Consider the following 19884-nt stretch of genomic DNA (forward strand, 5'->3'; position numbering starts at 1 on the left):
ATTTTAATTTACAGTTTTCGAAATGAATCTACAGATCAGACAAGAAGGCGAATTCCAGTATATAGACGAGGGTGAAGGTGAAGTATTGCTACTGTTGCACGGGTTATTTGGTGCCCTGAGCAACTGGCATGGCGTAGTAGACCATTTCTCGAAACAATACCGGGTCGTTATTCCGCTGATGCCGATCTACGAGATGGCACTACACAAAGCAGGCGTGCCGGGGCTCGTTTCTTTTATCGAGGATTTCGTTAAATTTAAGAACCTGAACGACCTGTCCTTGTTAGGCAACTCGCTGGGAGGGCATGTGGCGCTGGTGTATACCTTGAAGAACGCCTCAAAAGTGAAGCGCTTAGTGCTGACTGGCAGTTCTGGTCTGTTTGAAGACTCCATGGGTGGATCCTTCCCGAAGCGCGGCAACTACGAGTATGTGAAGGAACGCGTAGAATATACCTTCTACAATCCTGAAACCGCTACCAGAGAACTGGTGGATGAGGTGTTCGACATAACAAACAGCAATGCCAAGTGTCTGCGCATTATTGCCATCGCCAAGTCGGCCCAGCGCCACAACATGGCCAAGGATATCACAAACATAAAGGTGCCGACGTTGTTGATATGGGGACTGAACGATACGATAACCCCGCCGCTAGTAGCGCATGAGTTTAACCGTCTTATGCCTAACTCAGAATTATACTTCATCGATAAGTGCGGGCATGCGCCGATGATGGAACATCCGGAGCGGTTTAACAGTATCTTAGATAAATTTTTGGCCAAAACAGAAGCAAGGGAACCAGCCACATGATCGCAGAAGAACTCATCAACCAAATGATACCGCCGTTGAAGTTTTACGACACAGTCGACAAGGCTTTGCGATGGATGGATGAGTTCCGCGTAAACGAGCTTCCCGTGTCGCGCAACCGCAAGTACATGGGCTTGGCCACTGAGACCAACCTGATCGAACTGCCCGACCGTAACCAGACGCTGGAGCATGTGCCATTGGATTTTCAGGATGTGTTTGTGATGCACCACCAGCACTTTTACGATGTGATGGAGGCCGCCATCAAAAACAAGATTCAGGTAGTACCCGTGCTCGACGAAGAGCAGGACTACATGGGTATCATCACCATTAACGACACGCTGGCCGCCTTCGGACAGATGTCGGCGCTGCAGGGGCAGGGTAGCATTCTGGTGCTCACCATGCCGGAGCGAGACTACTCCCTAGGCCAGATCAGCCGCCTGATAGAAGAGGAGAATGCCAAAATCCTGAGCGCCTACGTGTCGCCGGATGAGGTGGACCCTTACAACATCAAGCTCACCCTAAAGCTGAACACCTCCGATCTTACCCGCATCATTGCCACGCTTGAGCGTTTCGAATACCGCGTGACGGCCCAGTTCCAAGATGCGTCCAAATACGACGTGGGCCGCGACCGGCTGGATATGTTGTTCAAGTATCTGGACATATAGCCACGGCAGTGCCTCTCCGCGTCGCCTTCTTCCTGTGCTTTTTCCTGTTGTGCCGAAGCTTAGCGGCCCAGCCTTGCGATTCCGCTACTGTTGTGATCGATAGCATCCGCTTTTCCGGTAACGAGGTCAGCAAGGCCCGCATGCTGCTTTTTGAGCTGAACATAAGCCCGGGCGATACAATACAGGCTGACCAGTTGGATGAGCGGGTGGAAGATAACCGCAAGCGTCTTTTTAACTTGCGCCTTTTTCATGAAGTAGGCTATACCTATACCTGCTATGAGGGGCGTGTGGCCGTGCTGTATACCATGCAGGAGCGCTTTTACCTGTACCCTATCCCCATTTTTGACTTGGCTGACCGTAATTTCAATGCTTGGCTTGAGCGCAGGGACTGGGGGAGGGTAGATTATGGCATAAACCTGATCCGCCGTAATTTCAGGGGCCGAAACGAAGAGGTGCGCATGCGGATACAGCAGGGCTTCAATAAAAGACTCGAGTTCACCTACCGGGTACCTTACATCAGTCGGGCGCATAAGCTGGGCATAGATTTCGGGATAGCCGACTACCGTAGCCGGGCAATCGATTACCGCACATCAAACAACCGGCAGCGCTTCTTCGTGCAGGACCAAGGCGTACCGATACAGCGCACCGTTCTAACTACCGGCCTTATACATAGGCAGAGTGTGCAGCGGCAAGAAGGCCTGCGACTTACCTACGTACAGGAGGGGGTGTCCGACACCGTGCTGGCGCTCAATCCGGAGTACTACAACTACAGCACACAAGAGCGACAGTATATGCGCCTAGAGCTGTCAAAGGTGGTGAACCTGCGCAATTCCTTTATTTATCCGCTCACGGGGAGTTACTTTGAGGCCATTGCGGCGCAAACTTTTTTTATGGGAGGAAGCGGATCACCCATCACCACGCTGCGTGCGAAGTATGTGAATTATCGCAACATATCCGGTAAATATTACTATTTTGTGGGTGGCGAAGCGCAGACCCGGCTATCGAGGCGCTATGCTTACGCTGATAATGTGGCGCTTGGTTTCCGGTCGCTGGTGCGCGGTTATGAGTTGCAAGTGGTTGGTGGGCAGCATTTCGGACTTTTTAAGCAGGGGCTCACACGTGAACTGTTTCAGCATAAGGGCGTGCACCTGAAGTTTATCCGAAGTCCGAAATTCAACAAGGTGCCGTTGGCCTTGTACGCCAACGCCTTCACAGACGCAGGCTATGCTTCGGACAATGTGTTTGAGAAAGGCAATCCGTTAGCCAACAGGCTACTGCTGGGTGCCGGCGCCGGCTTGCACTTGGTTACGTTCTACGACTTTGTGTTTCGGGCGGAATATACGATTAATAGGGAGGGGGCTAAAGGGTTTTATTTTAGTGGCCGATTCCCTTTTTAACTAAAGAAGATATATGAAAATAGCTATACTAGGAAAACCCTTTGAGGAGGAGTACGGCCCTTTTATTCAGAATCTGTTTGATGAGTTGCAGCGCCGCAAAGCCGATTTGATGGTGGTGGAGCACTTCAGTCTGTTTCTGCAGAACAGAATCAACCTGCCCACCGGTATACCTACCTTTAACCGTGGCGATAAGTTAGATGACGTGGATATTGTGCTGAGCATTGGCGGAGACGGCACGCTGCTGGACACGGTGACTTACGTGGGCGCACTGCAGATCCCGATACTAGGCATCAATACAGGCCGGCTCGGCTTCCTTGCAACGATCGCCCATGACAGCATTAACCTAGCCCTCGATGCTCTGTTCAAGGGGCATTATACCTTAGATGACAGGGCTTTGATCCGAGTCGACTCCGACCAAGAGATCTTTGACGGGATAAATTTTGGATTAAACGAGTTTAGTTTGCTAAAACGCGATTCGTCGTCCATGATAGCTGTTCATGCGTATATAGATGGAGAGTATCTGAACACGTACTGGGCCGACGGGTTGGTTGTCGCCACCCCTACCGGATCGACTGGCTATTCACTCAGCTGCGGCGGTCCGCTGGTGCTGCCGCAAACCAACAATTTCGTTATTTCACCCGTATGTCCACACAACCTCAATGTGCGGCCTATGATTGTGTCTGATCGGAGCGTGATCTCGTTTGAAGTGGAGGGCCGGAGTACTACATACCTTGCCTCCCTCGATTCAAGATCCGTACCTGTAGATATGTCAGTTCAGATAGCGGTGCGGCGCGAGAGTTTTGTGGCTAGGCTTGTTAAACTGCACCATGTTAATTTTTTAACAACATTACGCGGGAAGCTCAACTGGGGGCTTGATAAAAGGACAAATATTTTTAGGTAAGTTATATTTAATATTTGATATACATATTTTTATACCGAGAAATTATTTCTATTTTTGTCACAATAGTTTACTTTGCACGAGTTCTAACCCTTTGGGAATACGCTTAAAAGAAATTGGTTCGCTATGAAGAAATTTACTACGCTGTTTTTGCTCTTATTTGTTGTGCTTACCACGGTTTCGATTGATGCCGAGGCGCAGCGTTTCACAAAACGAAAGGAGTATGCCACGCTGGGTATTCAGCTGGGCGCCTCTAACTACTTCGGCGACCTAGTGCCGCAGCCGGACTTTACGAGTATGCGTCTTAAGTCCACTCGCCCGAGCATTGGTATTAACTATACCTATCGCCACTTCCCGCGTATTTCCTCCCGTGTTTCATTTAACTGGAACCGTATTTCCGGAGACGACGGCTTGGCGGCAGGTCCGGATGAAGGCGAGAACGCAGGCCGTTGGCTTAGAAATCTTTCCTTCCGGAATGATATCAAAGAGCTGAGTGCCGTAGCGATTATTGACCTTTTCGAAAACCGCAACTATTATCGCCGCCGTCCTGATTTCGTGCCTTACGGCTTTATCGGTATAGCTGCGTTCCACCACAATCCGAAAGCATATTATGAGAATGGCTCGCATCCGGGTCTTTCAGGAGGAAACGATATTCCTACTGGTTGGTATGAGTTGCAGCCGCTCGGCACTGAAGGGCAGTATGTAGATCAGCCGGGCACCGTAAGCAGCCCCTACAAGCGCGTTCAGATCGCTATTCCTTTTGGTCTGGGTGTAAGATACAAGCTGGACAGAAACTGGGACTTTAGCTTCGAAATGGGCTGGAGAGCCACCTTCACCGATTATCTTGACGACGTAAGTACTGCGCACGTAGACAAGGATGTGCTGCTAAGTGATAATAACAGATCAGAGAACCGAAATGCTTCTGTAATCTTCTCGGATAGGAGTGCGGAGTCCGGTGTAACGAATATATATCCTTTAGTAAGAGAGCCCAACGGATATAGCCGTTTGCAGCCATACGGCACAAGCAACAACCGCACCCGTGGTAACAGCTCAGACAATGACTGGTATATCCAAACAAGCCTAGGCCTGAACTATATCTTAAATCCGCGCGTAAGAAGACCGAAATTCAGATAATATAAAGGAGGCGGGTACGTTTTCACCTAAACTCCGAATAAAAGTATACATGACTTTACATACGATTAGACAAACACTCCTTATTTGTTTTATACTGCAAATAGGGAGTGTTTTTTTTGGCAATGCTGCTTACGCACAGTTTATAGAAAAAAAACCTGTCACGACCAGCGAAATAGGAGTGGGTATAGGAGGTGCCAATTACAAAGGCGAGATTTCTCCTAATTACCGCTTCCTGAATAACCAGCCGGCAATGACGGTGTTTTACCGTAAAGACATCTCGGCACCAATCACCTTGCGAGCAGGGTTGATGGGGAGTCACCGCATCTTCAACGACAAAGCTTTTAGAGATGAGTCGCAAGACCTGCCCTACCACGACTGGCGTGACGCAGAACTGAAGCTAAGCATGTTTGAGCTAGCACTCGGGGTTGAATATAATTTCTTGGACTACTATGAAAACATCAGAAAGCCACACCGGGTCTCTCCCTACTTTTTCATTGGAGCCGCTTTGCTCAACTATAATCATCAGCTAGTAGAGCGGGGAAATATTACAAAGCCATTTGATAACACATTCACGGTTTCTATGCCATTTGGCGTTGGCGTAAAGTACGCCTTAAGCAAACACTGGAACCTAGGACTAGAGTTTGGCGCCCGCAAAATGTTCAACGACGTACTTGACTACCTAGATGCGAATGATAGCAAGGCGAAAGCCAATCCGCATGACAATGACATGTACTTCTACAACGGCATAAGCCTTTCCTATACCTTCTATCGCAATAACTGCCCACCTGTTTACAAGCGAAAAGCTGGAATACTAGATTAACACGCTAAAATTTCATTAAATTATCTTGCTTTTTGTAACTTGCAAGGAAATTGTGGTTTAATGAATTTTAGGGAACAAGTAGATTTAGACAATTTGCCAAAGCACATTGCCGTTATTATGGACGGAAATGGACGCTGGGCAAAGAAGCGTGGAGGCCTTCGGATTTTCGGCCATCAGAGCGCCATTACAGCTGTTCGTGAGACAGTGGAGGCCGCGGCAGAACTGGGCGTCGAGTACCTGACCCTATATGCTTTTTCTACTGAGAATTGGTCGAGACCGGCCACCGAAGTTTCGGCACTGATGCAGTTACTCGTGTCAACTATCAGAAAAGAGACTGCCACGCTTAATAAGAACAACATCCGGCTGCAGACGATAGGAAACACCGATAGCCTGCCCAAAGCCTGCCAAAGAGAGCTGCTCGAAGCAATTGAAATAACAAAGGGTAACAAGCGCATGACTTTGGTGCTGGCCCTGAGCTATAGTGGTCGTTGGGATATCGCACAGGCCATGCAACGCATAGCTGTTGAAGTGGGTCATGGTACTATAGCGCCTCAGGATATTGATGAGGCCACCATTGCGGGCCACCTCTCAACAGCAGGTATGCCAGATCCAGAATTGCTTATTCGCACAAGCGGTGAGCAGCGCATCAGTAATTTTTTGCTTTGGCAATTAGCCTACACGGAGCTTTATATTACGGAGCTGCTTTGGCCCGACTTCCGCAAAGAAAATCTATACGAAGCTATTATCGCCTTCCAGAAGCGTGAACGCCGATTTGGCAAGACAAGTGAACAACTAACAAAGTGAACAAATTAATGACAAGATGCATATGGGTGCTTGTGTTTCTGCTAATCACAGGCACAGCTTCTTCACAAGTTCTAAACAATCCTGCACAGAACAATACCATTGATTACGCCCAACCCCAGCAGTACAGGATTGGAGGCATTGAGTTTACTGGTCTCAAGTTTTTGGACCCCACTTCGCTTATCGCTGTTACCGGCCTTAAAGTAGGGGATGAGATTACAGTTCCGGGAGAGGACATGAGCCGCGCCATCCAGAAACTGTGGGACCAAGGCATCCTAGGTGATATAGAGGTGTTCGTAACCCGTATCGAAGGCAATCAGATTTTCCTGAATTTCGACCTGAAGGAGCGTCCTCGCCTGTCACGTTTTGAATTTACAGGTATAAACAAGTCACAGCAGGACGCACTGCGCGAAAAGATCAACCTGATCAGAGGCAAAGTGGTGACTGACGCTGTACTGAATAGTACCCGCTCAATCATCCGCAAATACTACGCGGAGAAGAGTTACCTCAACGCTAAGATCAATATTACCCAGAAGCCAGACTCACTGTTGCCAAACAGTGTGGTTCTGAACATTGATATAGACAGAGGGGATAAAGTTAAAATCGCAGAAATTCTGATTGAAGGGAATGAGGCCTTTACTGACAATAAACTAAAGCGACAGCTTAAGAAGACCAAAGAAAAGCGTCTTTACAAGATTTTCACATCCTCTAAGTTCCAACGCAGTGAATATGAGAATGACAAGCAGCTCTTAATTGACTTCTATAACTCAGAGGGCTACCGCGATGCCATTATCGTTTCTGACACGGTATACAATGTAAGCCAAGACAGATTGGGCATACGCATTACTGTGGATGAGGGCAACCAGTATTACTACCGAAATATCACTTGGAATGGCAATTTCCTGTACGACGATGAGTATCTGTCGCGTGTACTGGGTATAAGTAAAGGCGATGTGTACAACAAGCAGGAACTCGATAAGCGCATCAACTACAACCCAGCAGGGGTAGACGTTTCTGCGCTTTACCAAAACGATGGTTACCTGTTCTCTAGCATCGATCCGGTAGAGGTAACAGTAGATGGTGACTCCATCGATATTGAAATGAGAGTAACGGAAGGTCCACAGGCTACCATCAACAAAGTAACCGTGACCGGCAACACCAAGACCAGTGACCATGTAGTACTGCGTGAGATCCGTACGCTCCCTGGTCAGAAGTACAGCCGCGACGACCTGATTCGCTCCCGAAACGAATTAGCGAACTTAGGCTACTTTGATCCGGAAACAATCGGACTAAACCCGATGCCAAACCCAGAAGAAGGAACGGTGGATATTAACTATACCGTATCAGAGCGTCCAAACGACCAGATTAGCTTGTCCGGTGGTTGGGGTGGCCCGATCGGTGCGGTAGGTACGGTAGGTCTTACGCTGAACAACTTCTCTACGCGTAAGCTGCTTAAATTGTCGGAGTGGAGACCGCTGCCTAGCGGCGACGGACAGCGTTTGAACCTGAATGTGCAGGCAAACGGAAGGTTCTTCCAGTCCTACTCCTTCTCCTTTACAGAGCCTTGGCTGGGAGGCCGTAAGCCAAACTCACTAACTGTGAGCTTGTTCAAGACCATTCGTCGAGATCCGAGAGCAGAGCTTGACAGCCGTTTGAATGTGGACGGTGGTGCGATAAGCCTAGGTAGAAGACTGCAGTGGCCGGATAACTTCTTCCAGTTAAGCCATTCACTGAGCTACAACCGATATACCCTGAAAAACTTCAGACTATTTGGTGAATTTGATAACGGAACATCAAACAGTATCTCATTTAATAACACGTTGGCCCGTGTGAGCATTGACAACCCTACCTTCCCGAGGAGAGGTTCAAATATCTCACTGAGTGTTAACTTGACGCCACCATACTCCCTGTTCTCCGAAAAGCGGAACAACTTTGAGTATGTAGAATTTAACAAATGGATGTTCGATGCCTCGTTCTTCATGAATTTGGCAGGGAATTTGGTACTGAACACAAGAGCGCACTTTGGTTTTCTAAACAGGTATAGCTCTAAGACTAGTATCGGACCATTCGAACGCTTTAGATTAGGTGGATCCGGACTAGGTGGTCAGAACATTTTTGTGGGAACTGATTACATTGGTCTGCGTGGTTACAGCGACGAGTCTGTGATTAACAATTCAGACCAAACACTGGCTAATACTGGTGGTATTGCCTATAACAAATTCGTGACGGAGGCTAGATACTTGATCTCTCCTAATCCGGGAGCTACCATTTATGGTCTGGCTTTCTTGGAGGCTGGTAATAACTTCGGTTCTTATGATCGATATACTCCGTTTAAGCTGTATCGCTCAGGTGGTGTGGGTGTGCGTATCTTCATGGCGGCGTTTGGCTTGTTAGGCTTTGACTACGGTTGGAGATTCGACGATCTGCCAGGCCGTCCGGATGATAAGCGCGGACAGTTCCACTTCATGATCGGCCAGCAGATTCGATAATGAATTAGTATGAAAAAGTTTTTGTTCATCTTTTTAGCTGGGTTTTTCTTATCGACTGTTTCGCAGGCGCAGAAGTTTGGTTATATTGATTCTAACTTTATTCTGAGCAAAATGCCCGCTTATGCGAAGGCACAGGTAGAGTTAGACAAGCAGAGCGCTGCTTGGCAGAAAGAGATCGAGGGGATGTACCAAGCCGTCGAAAAGATGAAAGAGGACTATAAGGCCGAAGAAGTCCTCCTGACTGAGGAGATGAAGAAAAAGCGCCAAGCTGAAATATCTCGGAAGGAGAATGAGGTGAGGGAGTACCAGCGCAAGGTCTTCGGTTTTGAGGGCATGATGTTCAAGCGCCGACAGGATTTGATCAGACCAATACAAGACGAGGTGTTTACGGCTGTGGAGAAAGTAGCCAAAGCAAGAGGCCTGCAGACGGTTTTTGATAAATCGGGTGACTTGATTATGATCTACACCAATCCGGTGCATGATTATACCGAATATGTGCTGGAAGAATTGGGATTAGCTACTGATAAGCAGAATGTACCGGGTAAAAGGCCAGCAGATGCTATCGTGGATGACCCGGAGAACCTTCCTGAAACAGGAGTAGAAAACGAAGAAGGCCAGACACAAAAGCAGACTAGGCAAAAGACACCGCCTACCAAAAAGAAGTCAAACAACTAATACAAGCATAACAAATTAACCATCCAATCATGAACAAAATCAAAACCTTAGTAGCAGCGTTTTTATTGATCAGCTTTGCTTCTTTTGCTCAGACCAATGAGCAGGCGACGAAGATAGGATATGCTAACGTGGAAGAGATTCTAAGCAAAATGCCAGAGAGAATGGCGATGCAGAAAGAACTGGAAACGTATGGCAAAAAGCTGCAGGAAGAATTTTCTACTAAAGAGAACGAGTATAACACAAAACTGCAAGCTTATCAGAAAGGCGCAACTGCCATGGATAAGGTAGTGCGTGAGGACAAGGAAAGAGAGCTGATGAACTTGGAGCAGTCTATCCAGAAGTTCCAGTACGACGCTCAGATGTCTCTTCGCGAGAAAGAGCAGTCTTTGATCCAGCCGGTTCTGGTAAAGATCGAGAACGCAATTAAAGAAGTAGCGAAGGAGAACGGTTACCTGTACATCCTGAGCGAGCAAGCAATCTTGGAAGGTCCAGAAAATGGTAGCATCAACAACTTGGTGTTTAAAAAGCTGGGTGTAGATCCTAGCAAGCAGCCAGCCGCTGCTCAGCAGGCGCAGCCACAACAGCAGCCAGCTGCTACTAAACCAGCCCAGAAGACTACTACTCCAGCCAAAAAGAAGAAGTAATCTAACTCCTTTGTGAGTACAGGAAAGCCGATGTTTTATACCTCGGCTTTCTTTTTGTTTATACCTAAAGCTAGTTGCCTGTGATTGATATTGATGAAATAGAGAGCATAGAGGATTCGGATGAATTATATGAACACCATCGCATTGTAGTGGATAAGGGACAGGCCTTGTTGCGGATAGACAAGTTCCTGATGGATCGCCTCCCGAATGTGACACGAAACAAACTGCAGGGTGCCATACGCTCAGAATCGGTGCAGGTGAACCAGAAGCCCGTAAAGGTAAGCTATAAGGTAAAGCCACTCGATGTTATCACCATCACACTGGCCAATCCACCACGCGACACAGACGTAGTGCCTGAGGATATACCGCTTAACATTGTGTATGAGGACAATGAGCTGCTGATTATTAACAAACCCGCCGGTATGGTGGTGCACCCCGCCTACAATAACTGGACTGGTACCTTAGTGAATGGCCTGACTTTTTATTTTCAGAATCTGCCCACTACCCGAAATGGAGAAGGCCGACCCGGTTTGGTGCATCGTATCGACAAGGATACATCCGGTCTGTTAGTTATAGCGAAGACGGAATACAGCATGGCCTTTTTAGCTAAGCAATTCTTTAAGCATACAATAGAGCGTACATACTATGCCTTGGTTTGGGGAGTGCCCAAGCAGGAGCAAGGCACTATAGTCGGTCATGTGGGGCGCAGTGCGAAAGACAGGCGTGTAATGGCTGTATATCCTGATGGTGAGTATGGCAAACATGCAGTGACACACTACAAGGTGCTGCGCAAGTTTAAGTATGTCTCTTTGGTGCAATGCAACTTGGAGACGGGACGCACGCACCAGATTAGAGCGCATATGAAGCACTTAGGACACCCGCTGTTCTCTGACACCACTTACGGTGGCGATAAGATACTACAAGGTATGCCAACGGGCTCATACAAGACTTTTGTAGAGAATGCCTTTAAGCTGATGCCAAGGCAAGCCCTACATGCTAAGTCCTTAGGTTTTATCCATCCTGTCACGAAGGAGTCTTTACTATTTGAATCTGAACTGCCGGAGGACTTTAAGGCTGTATTAGAAAAGTGGTCTTTGTATGAGAACCAGTAAGAGATTTTAAGTGGTTTGTTGTGAGTAGAAAACCATGTAAAAACAGAAAGCCCGCTCCATTTGGAGCGGGCTTTCTGTTTTTATAAAGACGTTAATTATTAACGTTTCTTTTTAGTCCCAGGAGTTTTGTTGATTTCAGCAAGTGCTGTTTCAGCCTGTGTATTCGTCGGGTCAAGCGTCTTTACTTCTGTCCAGTGCTTGATGGCGTTTTCACGCTCACCTTTCAGATAGAAGTAATAGCCCAGATAAGTATTAGCTTCGATAAGCTCTTTCTTGTACTTCTCCTTCTCACCTTCCGTCAGTTTTATAAACTCCTCGTAATGTGGCTTAGCAAGGCCTTGCTCGGTTTCAGGGTCTAAGTTAGACTGTGCACGGGCTCTCCAGATATGGGCATAAGCATAAGTTGGATTTGCATCTGTAATCTTCTTATATGTTTCGTCCGCCTTATCATATTGCTCAGCCAGCATATAGGCATTACCCAAGTGGAAATAGTCAGTATTAGAAGCTCCGAGTTTTTCCTGCTTTTTGTTGTATACCTCTACTGCTTTGTCGAACTGCTTTTCACGGGCATATTGGTTGGCCAGATCGTAGTACAGCTCTGCTTTGCTAGGATCCATCTCAATCGCTTTTTCCAAGTTTTGGATAGCCTTTGCAGATTGGTTGTTTCTGCCTAAGATTTTACCATAATACTCGTAGTCGCTCGCAATAAGAGTAGACGTGTCTGCCATTGTCAAATAGTTCTCCATGGCTTTCAAGGCTTCTTCAGGCTTGCCAAGCTCAAGGTAAGAGTAAGCCAACAGACGGTTCATTGTCTTGTTGCTAGGCTCAGTCTTCAGTACCTCCTGCGCTTCGTTAAGAGTTCCTTCATAATCTTTTGTCAAGAACAAGAAAGAGGCATACTTAGCACGAGTGGCTGGCGTGTTCTCAGCCATATCCATGTACTGTTTGAAGGTAGAGAGTGCTCTATCGTACTGACCAGCGAAATAATAAAGCTCGCCTAGGTCACTGTAAGCAGGAGCATAGTTCGGATCTACTTCAATTGCTTTTTTATAAGCTTCTTCTGCCTCGTTGTAGTTACGTGAGCTTGTGTAAAGCTGGCCTCTCTTCAAGTGCGCCTTAGCGAACTTGTCATTAAGCTGAGTCGCTCGGTCATAACTTGTCATGGCCTGACCACCATTGTTGAGTTTCAGGTATGCGTCACCTAAAAGTACATAAGCTTCGGCATTGTTTTTATCGCGTTCTACAGCCTGCTTCAAATATTCAACAGCCTTATTATAGTCTTGCTCTGTGGCGTTTGGAGCCTCAATGTAAGCCTCACCAATAGAAGCTAGCACATAAGCATCTTTCTTACCGCGCTTCATGGCATTATCAAAATGCTTTTCAGCAGCGGCACGATTGCCTTTTTCTAGCTCAACTTTACCAAGACCCACCATGTTGATAGCGGACTTAGAATTTTTGGCCAAACCCTGATTAAAGTAGTAAGCAGCTGAGTCTACGTTTTCAGTGCGCAGATACACATCGCCTAATGCAAAGTAGGCGTTGTCAGCTTTTTTGTTATTTAGCTGAGATTTATAAATAGATTTAGCTTCCTGATAGCGTTCTAAATCTACTGCTCTTCTTCCTTGATCGCCTGATTGCGCAAATGCCGCAGCAGTCGGGAACATAGCAGCTACCAGCAAAGCATATTTCCAGTTATTTGTCATTGTTCGTTAAATTTAGGTTGTGTTATTATTGTTTGTTTATTTTTACTCCTCTTCCTGGCTGAAACTCCTAGCCTTATTGTTGAAGCCTACTATACGTACAGGCATTGTGGCAGGCACAAGACCTGACTTCAAAATAATTCGCTGTCCTTTGTCACTTGCAACATAGGATGCAAAACCTGTGCCAAGACCTGCACGACCCTCAGTACTAATGATATACCAGAATCTTCTGAGTGGATATTCACCTTGTGCTATATACGCTTGGTAAGGCTGATAGTAGCTATCAGTCGTTATAGGATTGTCTTCAACACTTAAGCCTACTACTTTAACTTGGCTCAGGAAGTTTAGCGAAGTAGAGTCGTCGCGATCGCTTATCCAGTTCACGCCAATTACGCCAATTGCATTTTCATTCTTAGCCACATAATCGATAAGGGCAGGGTGCGAGTTACTCGCTGAGGCAGTAGGGGGCAGTGGCTGTCCGGCCATTAGCGTGTCGCGCATATACCTAGCCGTGCTTGAGTTATTATTATCAAACACGATGGCTATGTCTCGCAGGCTACTTTCCGGGTTTAGCTGCTTCCAAGTGGTTATTTTACCAGTAAATATGTCGCGTAGTTGATTCATCGTCAGGAGCGTGTCCTGATTTTTTTGATTCACTATCAGTGCAACGGCATCTATCGCTATTCTAGTATACCTAGGTGTCAATTTTCGCTGGTCGAAAACCGCCTTCTCTTCCTCGGTTAGCTTACGCGAAACAATCGCAATACGGGTGCTGTCATCCACTAAATCCCCGAATACCTTTCCTTCTGCTTTATACTGTGCGTTGATATTGGCATATCTGTAAATACCCTCAAAAGTGCTCACCTGACTCTCTATGATTGGTTGGAAAGTCTCATCCACACTAATACTGATGGTGCCAGTCGTAGAAGTATCACGGCTCGTCTCTGGATTACCACCGCATGCTGCTAAAGTTGCAAGGCTGATACCCAAAAACATTTTGGCTGCTTTAATCATTATATCTGTTTCGCTTAGAAGATTTGGAGTTTACCTGATACGCTCTGATAAAACGTATGATGCCGTATAAAATCAATGTACCGCCAAATATCATGCGGGCTGGTTCTGATATGTCTAGGTTGTACTGTTCATCATCCATAAACATGATGAACAAGCCAAGCGCGACATATACCAGTGTCATGAGCATGCCAAAGTAGCGTGCGAATTTATTGAAAAAAGTTACCGACGGTTTTTCGTCTTCCCTTCGTGGTCGTAGCATCGTTCAGGTTTTACTATATATGTAGGCCTAAATTTAAGGTATATACTTTAAAAACTAAAGCAGAAGCCTGCGCTATATGCATTTTGGCTTCTGCCTTATACTATATATACGGGTTTATCGTTGTAAGTTGAAGCGTATTGGTAAGGTATAGCGCACTGCCACGGGTTTTCCATTCTGTTTTCCCGGTGTCCAGTTAGGCAGGCTATTAATTACACGTAGCGCTTCTTCGTCCGTTCCGTAGCCCAGTCCTTTGATTACGTTTGCATCTGTTACCTTTCCATATCTGTCAACAACAAATGTTACGACTACGATACCCTCTACTTGTTCTTGAACGGCCTTTCTAGGATAACGCATTTTTTTGCTAATATGTCTCATTAGGCCGTTTTCACCTCCCTCAAAATAGGGCATATCGGCTACATGATCAAAAATTGCGTTTTCTCCACTATCTGTTGATGAGCCCGGGGTTGTACTTCCTGTTTCTATTCCTTCTAAGTTCTGTTGTGCCGTCAGTTCTCCATCTATATTCTGCGTTCCGATTATGGCTCCTTCCATTTCTTTAATGGTGGGAGTCGTTTCTTCTGGACCTGCATGGTTATCCTCAACTACTTTTGGAGGCGTATGTTGAATAGCTTTCACTTTGTTTTCCACGGGTGTCACTTGCTCAACCTTTGGTTTTGGATCTTCTATTGGTGGAGGTAAAATATCGGGCCCCAAGTATATTATGCCTTTATCGTCTTTATCAACTGGGGCTTGGTTTTCAATTTGCTTTTCAGGCATCACTAACGGCCATGCCAATGCGCTTACAAATAGTGTTGTGGCCAGTAATGCTGCTGTTAGTACATGTCTGCTGTAATCTCTGCGTAGTTCATAGGCGCCGTATTCCTTGTTTCTGCTGGCGAATACAACATTGTTAAATTGCATGTCGAATAAATAGCTCTCTTTCATGGCTCATTCATTTTATGGTGGATAAATACTTTTATGTTTCTCGTATTTTCCTATTAGATGAACCAACTGCTACTATTCCACAATATAGTTTAAGCTTTTTTAAAATATATTGGAGCTGCTATGCTTTTAGTTTTTGTTGATCGAGTTTTATGTGGTGATGATTCAAATGTAGCGCTTTTTGCAAATTTGCTGGAAACGAAAACGGCCCTGACAAGCAGGGCCGTTTTTGGTTGTTATGAAATTGATTTACTTAATCGCAAATCTAACTGGCAATGTATAGCGAACAGGTACTGTTCTACCGTTCTGCTTTCCTGGCGACCACTTAGGCATTGTTTTCACAACACGCATTGCTTCTTCGTCAGTACCAGATCCGAGGCTTTTTACTACCTCGATTTCGGAGATTTCACCTGTGCGGCTTACAACGAAAGAAAGCACTACTAGACCTTCTACGCCTGCACGCTGTGCAGCTGCCGGGTAGCGGATGTTTTTACCTAGGTACTTCAACATTTCGCTTTCACCACCTGGGAATTCAGGCATCTGCTCCACGTAAGTATAGGGTTTTTCTTCTACTACATCTGCTACGATATCGCTTGTACCGTCGATATCACCTAGATCGAGAGGAGCACCTTTAACACCTTCAACATTTTTAGTTCCGATGTCAATATCCTCCAGTTCTTCCTGATCCGGTACCTGCTCTTCTTCCACAACTTCTGCGTCACGCTTCACAACTGGAGGCGTAAACTTCACCTGTGCACGCACTGGCGGCGGCGGCGGCGGAAGATCTGGCGGCGGCGGTGGCGGTGGCGGCGTCGCTTCGTCAATTGGTGGTGGTGGGGCTAACTCTACCTCTGTTACAATTCGCTCTACGGGCACTACTTCTTCCTCTCCTTCTATCAGTTTCGCAACAAGCGGGATACTGATTAACAGCGCGAAGACAGAAATTGCTATTAAAGCTGCCGTAGATACGTGTTTATTGTACAGTTGGCGTAGTAGGTAGGCGCCATACGCTCGGTTTCGTCCTTCGAAGACGATATCGTCGAGCGATGCTTTTTCTAACTTACTAGTTTCCATGTGTTACTGTCCAAATTTGCTCTGAACCAATTCCTTATCATTGTCTGTAATGTCAACAATGGCAAAGCGATTAGTATCAGTGATTTTCAATTCATCTAAAATGTCTACTACGTTCTTGTAGCGCGATTTCTCCATTGGCTTCACTAGCACAGTCATTTTTTGATTGCCACGCACCTGTGGCGATATCAAGACTTTTCTGATGCCATTTGACGAATAATCTGTCTTTTGAACTTCCGGGTTCTCGGCAGGATCGCCAAGACCGAAATAGTAGTACAGATTGTCGTTCTCACCTAGGATAATCGTCATTGCATTACTTGCCTTCAGGGCAATTTGCTCATCAGGGTTGTCCGGCTTCACAGGCATGTTAATTTCCATGGTCTGTGGTTTACTGAACGTGGTAGTAAGCATGAAGAACGTCAATAGAAGAAACGCAAGGTCTACCATGGGCGTCATGTCCAGATGGACAGACATTTTCTTGGACCTCTTTTTCCCACCTTTACCGGAGTCTTTTTCTTGTACTTCTGCCATTTCTTAGCTCCTTTCTGTTATAGGTTAGTTGGTCTATTTTCCATGTCAGTAACCAGGTTGAACCTGTTTATCTTACGGTCTTGCAGCGTCTGAATTACCTTCTGCACAATGGTGTAGTCCACATCGACATCCCCTTTGATGGCAACTACCACTTTTTGGTTTGTCAAACGCGTCTGGTGCACCCAGTCACCCAATTCGTTTCTTGCAGAATCGACTGGAATACCTGGTTGGTTTACCTCTTTACGAGCAGTTGGCTCCATGGAGAGGTATGATTTAAGCTGGTTTACCGGAACGCCGAAGTTAGTTAGCAGGGAGAAGGTTTTACGCTCTTCCTCTGTGAAGCTAACGCCGTACTTGCTACCCATCTTGTCAAGCAACGATTCTTTAGTTCCCTGACCATCAACACCGAAGAACACCCGATTGTCTTTGTCAACCGTAATGGTGATGATGTTGGTGTCTGGAAGCTTGATCTCTGATACAGAGGATGGAGTATCTACAACCACCGCCTCTTCAGGAGCAAACTTTGTTGTCAACATAAAGAAAGTAACCAGCAAGAAGGCCAAGTCCACCATTGGCGTCATGTCCAACGTAGGTTTGGTTCTTTTTACTTTTACTTTAGGCATTTTCTTGGGTTATAGCGATTAGATAGTTGTATGCGGTCTTACAGTGTTTGCTGCAGTTTCGTGCTGCGAAGCGAACGTAGAGATGATGCTGAAACCAGCTTCGTCAATGCTGTAAGTCAACTCGTCAATCTTGCTTGTAAAGAAGTTGTAAGCAATGATCGCGATAGCAGAACCAGTTACACCAAGAGCCGTGTTGATAAGGGCTTCAGAGATACCGTTTGCAAGGGCTACTGCGTCTGGAGAACCTGCTGTTGCAAGAGCCGAGAACGCCTTCACCATACCAAGTACTGTACCGATCAAACCTGTCAGTGTAGATACCGAAGCGATAGTCGAGATAATCACTAGGTTTTTCTCCAGCATTGGAAGCTCCAGTGAAGTAGACTCTTCTATTTCTTTTTGAATAGCAGCTACTTTCTCAGCCTTAAGCAATTCTGGCTCGTTCTGCATTTCTTTATACTTCAGCAAACCAGCTTTTACCACGTTTCCAACAGAACCTTGCTGAGCGTCACAGGCTGCAATAGCTCCGTTGATGTCGCGCTGGTTTAGTTTAGAAGAGATTGTACGTACGAAACCGGCAACATTCTTAGTTCCTTTTGCTTTGCTGATGGTAAGAGAACGCTCAATAGCGAAGATGAATACCAGTAAGTTAAGTGTCAAAAGGATAGGTACTACCCAACCACCTTTGTAAACGATACCCAAGTAGTTATCAGGAAGTGGGTGATTCGCGTTGTCTCCACCTTCAAAGTTGGCTGGGTTACCGAATACGAACATATAGATAAGTACACATGCAATGAATGCAACCGGAATTACGATAGTGGCAAATAGAGAGGATGTGGTGCCGCTCTTTTTTTCTACATTAGCATCTTTGCTCACTACTGCAGTCTTTTTTTCCATTTTGTTTAAAAGTTTAAAGTTTAGCTGTTTGTGTTGTAATTAAATCGATTGTGTAATATAAGAATGTAATTGTTTTGGATTTAGTTCTTTCTTGGTTTTGCAATTTCTGCTTTTTCTTCAATTTTCAAATGCTTTTACGCTTTAAATTTTGAAAAATCCTATTGTAATACCGAAGACTCTGATAAAAATCTCTTTTTATGCAGCTTCCTTTTAGGCGTGCATTGCGGCTTTACAAATATATTTTATTTTAAATTCTAATCCAAAGTTTAAACTTCATGCTGTGTTTAGAAGCATCGCTTTAAAATCTGTTCATGATTGCTGCTCAAGCTTTTACTAATTAATCCGTTAAGATAAGCATATGTAATGAGCAGGCGCGACAGAGTTCTAGATTCCTGTATTTTTATAAGCTAGGCTAGAAAAGCAATGTAAGTGGAGCAAGGCATTCAAACTAATAGATACCAATAAAATAAACTGAATCAAGTTTGCTTGGGTGGCGCTTAGATACAAATCAAACCATAAATATAGTATCCACCTCGCAAACTTGTATGCATACCTATCTTTTTTTCGCTTGATTCCAGTAAATATCCATTTCTTTTAAGGTCATATCCTGTAAGCGCTTCCCGTCTTTAGCTGACTCTTGTTCCATATACTGAAATCGGTCTATAAACTTAAGGTTGGTTTTCTCAAGTGCCTCCTCAGGGTTTATATCGATAAAGCGGGCAAAATTAATAAGCGAAAATATTAAGTCACCAAACTCGTTCGTTGCTTTTTCGTGGTCTATCTGGTTGGTGTCTAGTGTGTTAAACTCCGATTCGAACTCATTTAGTTCCTCTTGCACCTTTTCCCATACCTGTGTTTTGTCATCCCAGTCAAACCCGGCCCCTCTTGCTTTCTCTTGAATGCGCATAGCCTTTACAAGTGCCGGCAACGAAGATGGTACGCCTCCTAGCACGGACTTGTTGCCTTCCTTTAGTTTGAGTCGCTCCCAATTTTGCTTTACTTCCTCTTCGGTAGTGGCCGTTACATCCCCATAAATATGCGGATGCCGGAAAATAAGCTTCTCACAAAGCGAATTGAGCACATCGGCGATATCGAAGGCTTGCTGCTCCGAAGCGATCTTGGCATAAAAGACCATGTGCAGCATAATGTCACCGATCTCTTTTTTGATCTCCTGCATATCCTTCCTGATAATCGCATCAGACAGCTCGTATGTTTCCTCGATCGTTAAATGGCGCAGACTGTCTATGGTCTGCTTTTTATCCCAAGGGCACTTTTCTCGCAATTCATCCATTACGTCAAGCAATCGATTAAAGGCTTGAAGCTGACGTCCGCGTGGTGTATCTTCAAAATTCTGATTATTCATAAAAGCAAAGATAATAAATTCCTCTTTGAGCGAGTTTTAGTTCTCATTAGGGTTTT

At 45.7% G+C, this 19884-nt stretch carries 20 protein-coding genes; 11 read left to right on the forward strand and 9 right to left on the reverse strand.

What is annotated here, in order from left to right; translation table 11 throughout:
• The first annotated feature begins 22 nt into the window (after positions 1–22).
• From Q1A04_RS18285 to Q1A04_RS18335, 11 genes are all read left to right on the forward strand, one after another.
• Positions 23–799 (forward strand): alpha/beta hydrolase, encoded by a 777-nt coding sequence (locus Q1A04_RS18285; protein ID WP_299709016.1) that lies wholly within the window; start codon positions 23–25, stop codon positions 797–799.
• Positions 796–1461: a CBS domain-containing protein gene (locus tag Q1A04_RS18290; RefSeq protein WP_299709019.1), complete on the forward strand. Its 666-nt coding sequence runs from the start codon at positions 796–798 to the stop codon at positions 1459–1461. Before Q1A04_RS18285 ends, Q1A04_RS18290 begins: the two co-directional genes overlap by 4 nt.
• 8 nt (positions 1462–1469) lie before the next feature.
• Positions 1470–2858, forward strand: coding sequence for a POTRA domain-containing protein (locus Q1A04_RS18295; protein ID WP_299709022.1), 1389 nt, complete (start codon positions 1470–1472; stop codon positions 2856–2858).
• A 13-nt stretch (positions 2859–2871) separates the two neighbouring features.
• Positions 2872–3759: an NAD kinase gene (locus Q1A04_RS18300; RefSeq protein ID WP_299709025.1), complete on the forward strand. Its 888-nt coding sequence runs from the start codon at positions 2872–2874 to the stop codon at positions 3757–3759.
• A 123-nt stretch (positions 3760–3882) separates the two neighbouring features.
• Positions 3883–4890: a DUF6089 family protein gene (locus tag Q1A04_RS18305; protein ID WP_299709027.1), complete on the forward strand. Its 1008-nt coding sequence runs from the start codon at positions 3883–3885 to the stop codon at positions 4888–4890.
• Between the two features lie 49 nt (positions 4891–4939).
• Positions 4940–5710, forward strand: coding sequence for a DUF6089 family protein (locus Q1A04_RS18310; RefSeq protein ID WP_299709030.1), 771 nt, complete (start codon positions 4940–4942; stop codon positions 5708–5710).
• A 60-nt stretch (positions 5711–5770) separates the two neighbouring features.
• Positions 5771–6514 (forward strand): isoprenyl transferase, encoded by a 744-nt coding sequence (locus tag Q1A04_RS18315; protein WP_299709033.1) that lies wholly within the window; start codon positions 5771–5773, stop codon positions 6512–6514.
• An 8-nt stretch (positions 6515–6522) separates the two neighbouring features.
• Positions 6523–9000 (forward strand): outer membrane protein assembly factor BamA, encoded by a 2478-nt coding sequence (gene bamA, locus Q1A04_RS18320; protein WP_299709036.1) that lies wholly within the window; start codon positions 6523–6525, stop codon positions 8998–9000.
• Between the two features lie 9 nt (positions 9001–9009).
• A complete protein-coding gene (locus tag Q1A04_RS18325) occupies positions 9010–9675 on the forward strand; it encodes an OmpH family outer membrane protein (protein ID WP_299709039.1) in 666 nt (221 codons plus the stop codon).
• A gap of 29 nt (positions 9676–9704) precedes the next feature.
• On the forward strand, positions 9705–10319 hold the full coding sequence (locus Q1A04_RS18330) for an OmpH family outer membrane protein (protein ID WP_299709042.1): 615 nt from the start codon (positions 9705–9707) through the stop codon (positions 10317–10319).
• An 80-nt stretch (positions 10320–10399) separates the two neighbouring features.
• Positions 10400–11431, forward strand: a complete 1032-nt coding sequence (locus Q1A04_RS18335; RefSeq protein WP_299709044.1) for an RluA family pseudouridine synthase — start codon at positions 10400–10402, stop codon at positions 11429–11431.
• A gap of 98 nt (positions 11432–11529) precedes the next feature.
• Here the strand turns inward: Q1A04_RS18335 and Q1A04_RS18340 are convergent, their stop codons facing one another.
• The 9 genes from Q1A04_RS18340 to mazG all read right to left on the reverse strand — a co-directional run bounded on the left by Q1A04_RS18340 (position 11530) and on the right by mazG (position 19828).
• The gene (locus Q1A04_RS18340; RefSeq protein ID WP_299709047.1) at positions 11530–13134 is read right to left on the reverse strand and encodes a tetratricopeptide repeat protein; all 1605 of its coding nucleotides are present in this window, start codon (positions 13132–13134) and stop codon (positions 11530–11532) included.
• Between the two features lie 42 nt (positions 13135–13176).
• Positions 13177–14145 carry a PstS family phosphate ABC transporter substrate-binding protein gene (locus Q1A04_RS18345; RefSeq protein WP_299709050.1) on the reverse strand — a complete coding sequence of 323 codons (969 nt, stop codon included), beginning with the start codon at positions 14143–14145 and terminating at the stop codon, positions 13177–13179.
• Positions 14138–14404: a hypothetical protein gene (locus Q1A04_RS18350; RefSeq protein WP_299709053.1), complete on the reverse strand. Its 267-nt coding sequence runs from the start codon at positions 14402–14404 to the stop codon at positions 14138–14140. The genes Q1A04_RS18345 and Q1A04_RS18350 overlap by 8 nt, the downstream gene beginning before the upstream one ends.
• A gap of 114 nt (positions 14405–14518) precedes the next feature.
• Positions 14519–15349 carry an energy transducer TonB gene (locus Q1A04_RS18355; RefSeq protein WP_299709056.1) on the reverse strand — a complete coding sequence of 277 codons (831 nt, stop codon included), beginning with the start codon at positions 15347–15349 and terminating at the stop codon, positions 14519–14521.
• 246 nt (positions 15350–15595) lie between these two features.
• Complete coding sequence (locus Q1A04_RS18360; protein WP_299709059.1) at positions 15596–16420, reverse strand: energy transducer TonB; 825 nt, start codon at positions 16418–16420, stop codon at positions 15596–15598.
• A 3-nt stretch (positions 16421–16423) separates the two neighbouring features.
• A complete protein-coding gene (locus tag Q1A04_RS18365; protein WP_299709062.1) occupies positions 16424–16891 on the reverse strand; it encodes a biopolymer transporter ExbD in 468 nt (155 codons plus the stop codon).
• Between the two features lie 74 nt (positions 16892–16965).
• A complete protein-coding gene (locus Q1A04_RS18370) occupies positions 16966–17571 on the reverse strand; it encodes a biopolymer transporter ExbD (protein WP_299709064.1) in 606 nt (201 codons plus the stop codon).
• Between the two features lie 18 nt (positions 17572–17589).
• On the reverse strand, positions 17590–18465 hold the full coding sequence (locus Q1A04_RS18375) for a MotA/TolQ/ExbB proton channel family protein (RefSeq protein WP_299709067.1): 876 nt from the start codon (positions 18463–18465) through the stop codon (positions 17590–17592).
• Between the two features lie 553 nt (positions 18466–19018).
• Positions 19019–19828: a nucleoside triphosphate pyrophosphohydrolase gene (gene mazG / locus Q1A04_RS18380; RefSeq protein WP_299709069.1), complete on the reverse strand. Its 810-nt coding sequence runs from the start codon at positions 19826–19828 to the stop codon at positions 19019–19021.
• Between the last annotated feature and the right edge of the window lie 56 nt (positions 19829–19884).

It is taken from the genome of uncultured Pontibacter sp. (assembly GCF_947499215.1).
Lineage (GTDB): Bacteria > Bacteroidota > Bacteroidia > Cytophagales > Hymenobacteraceae > Pontibacter.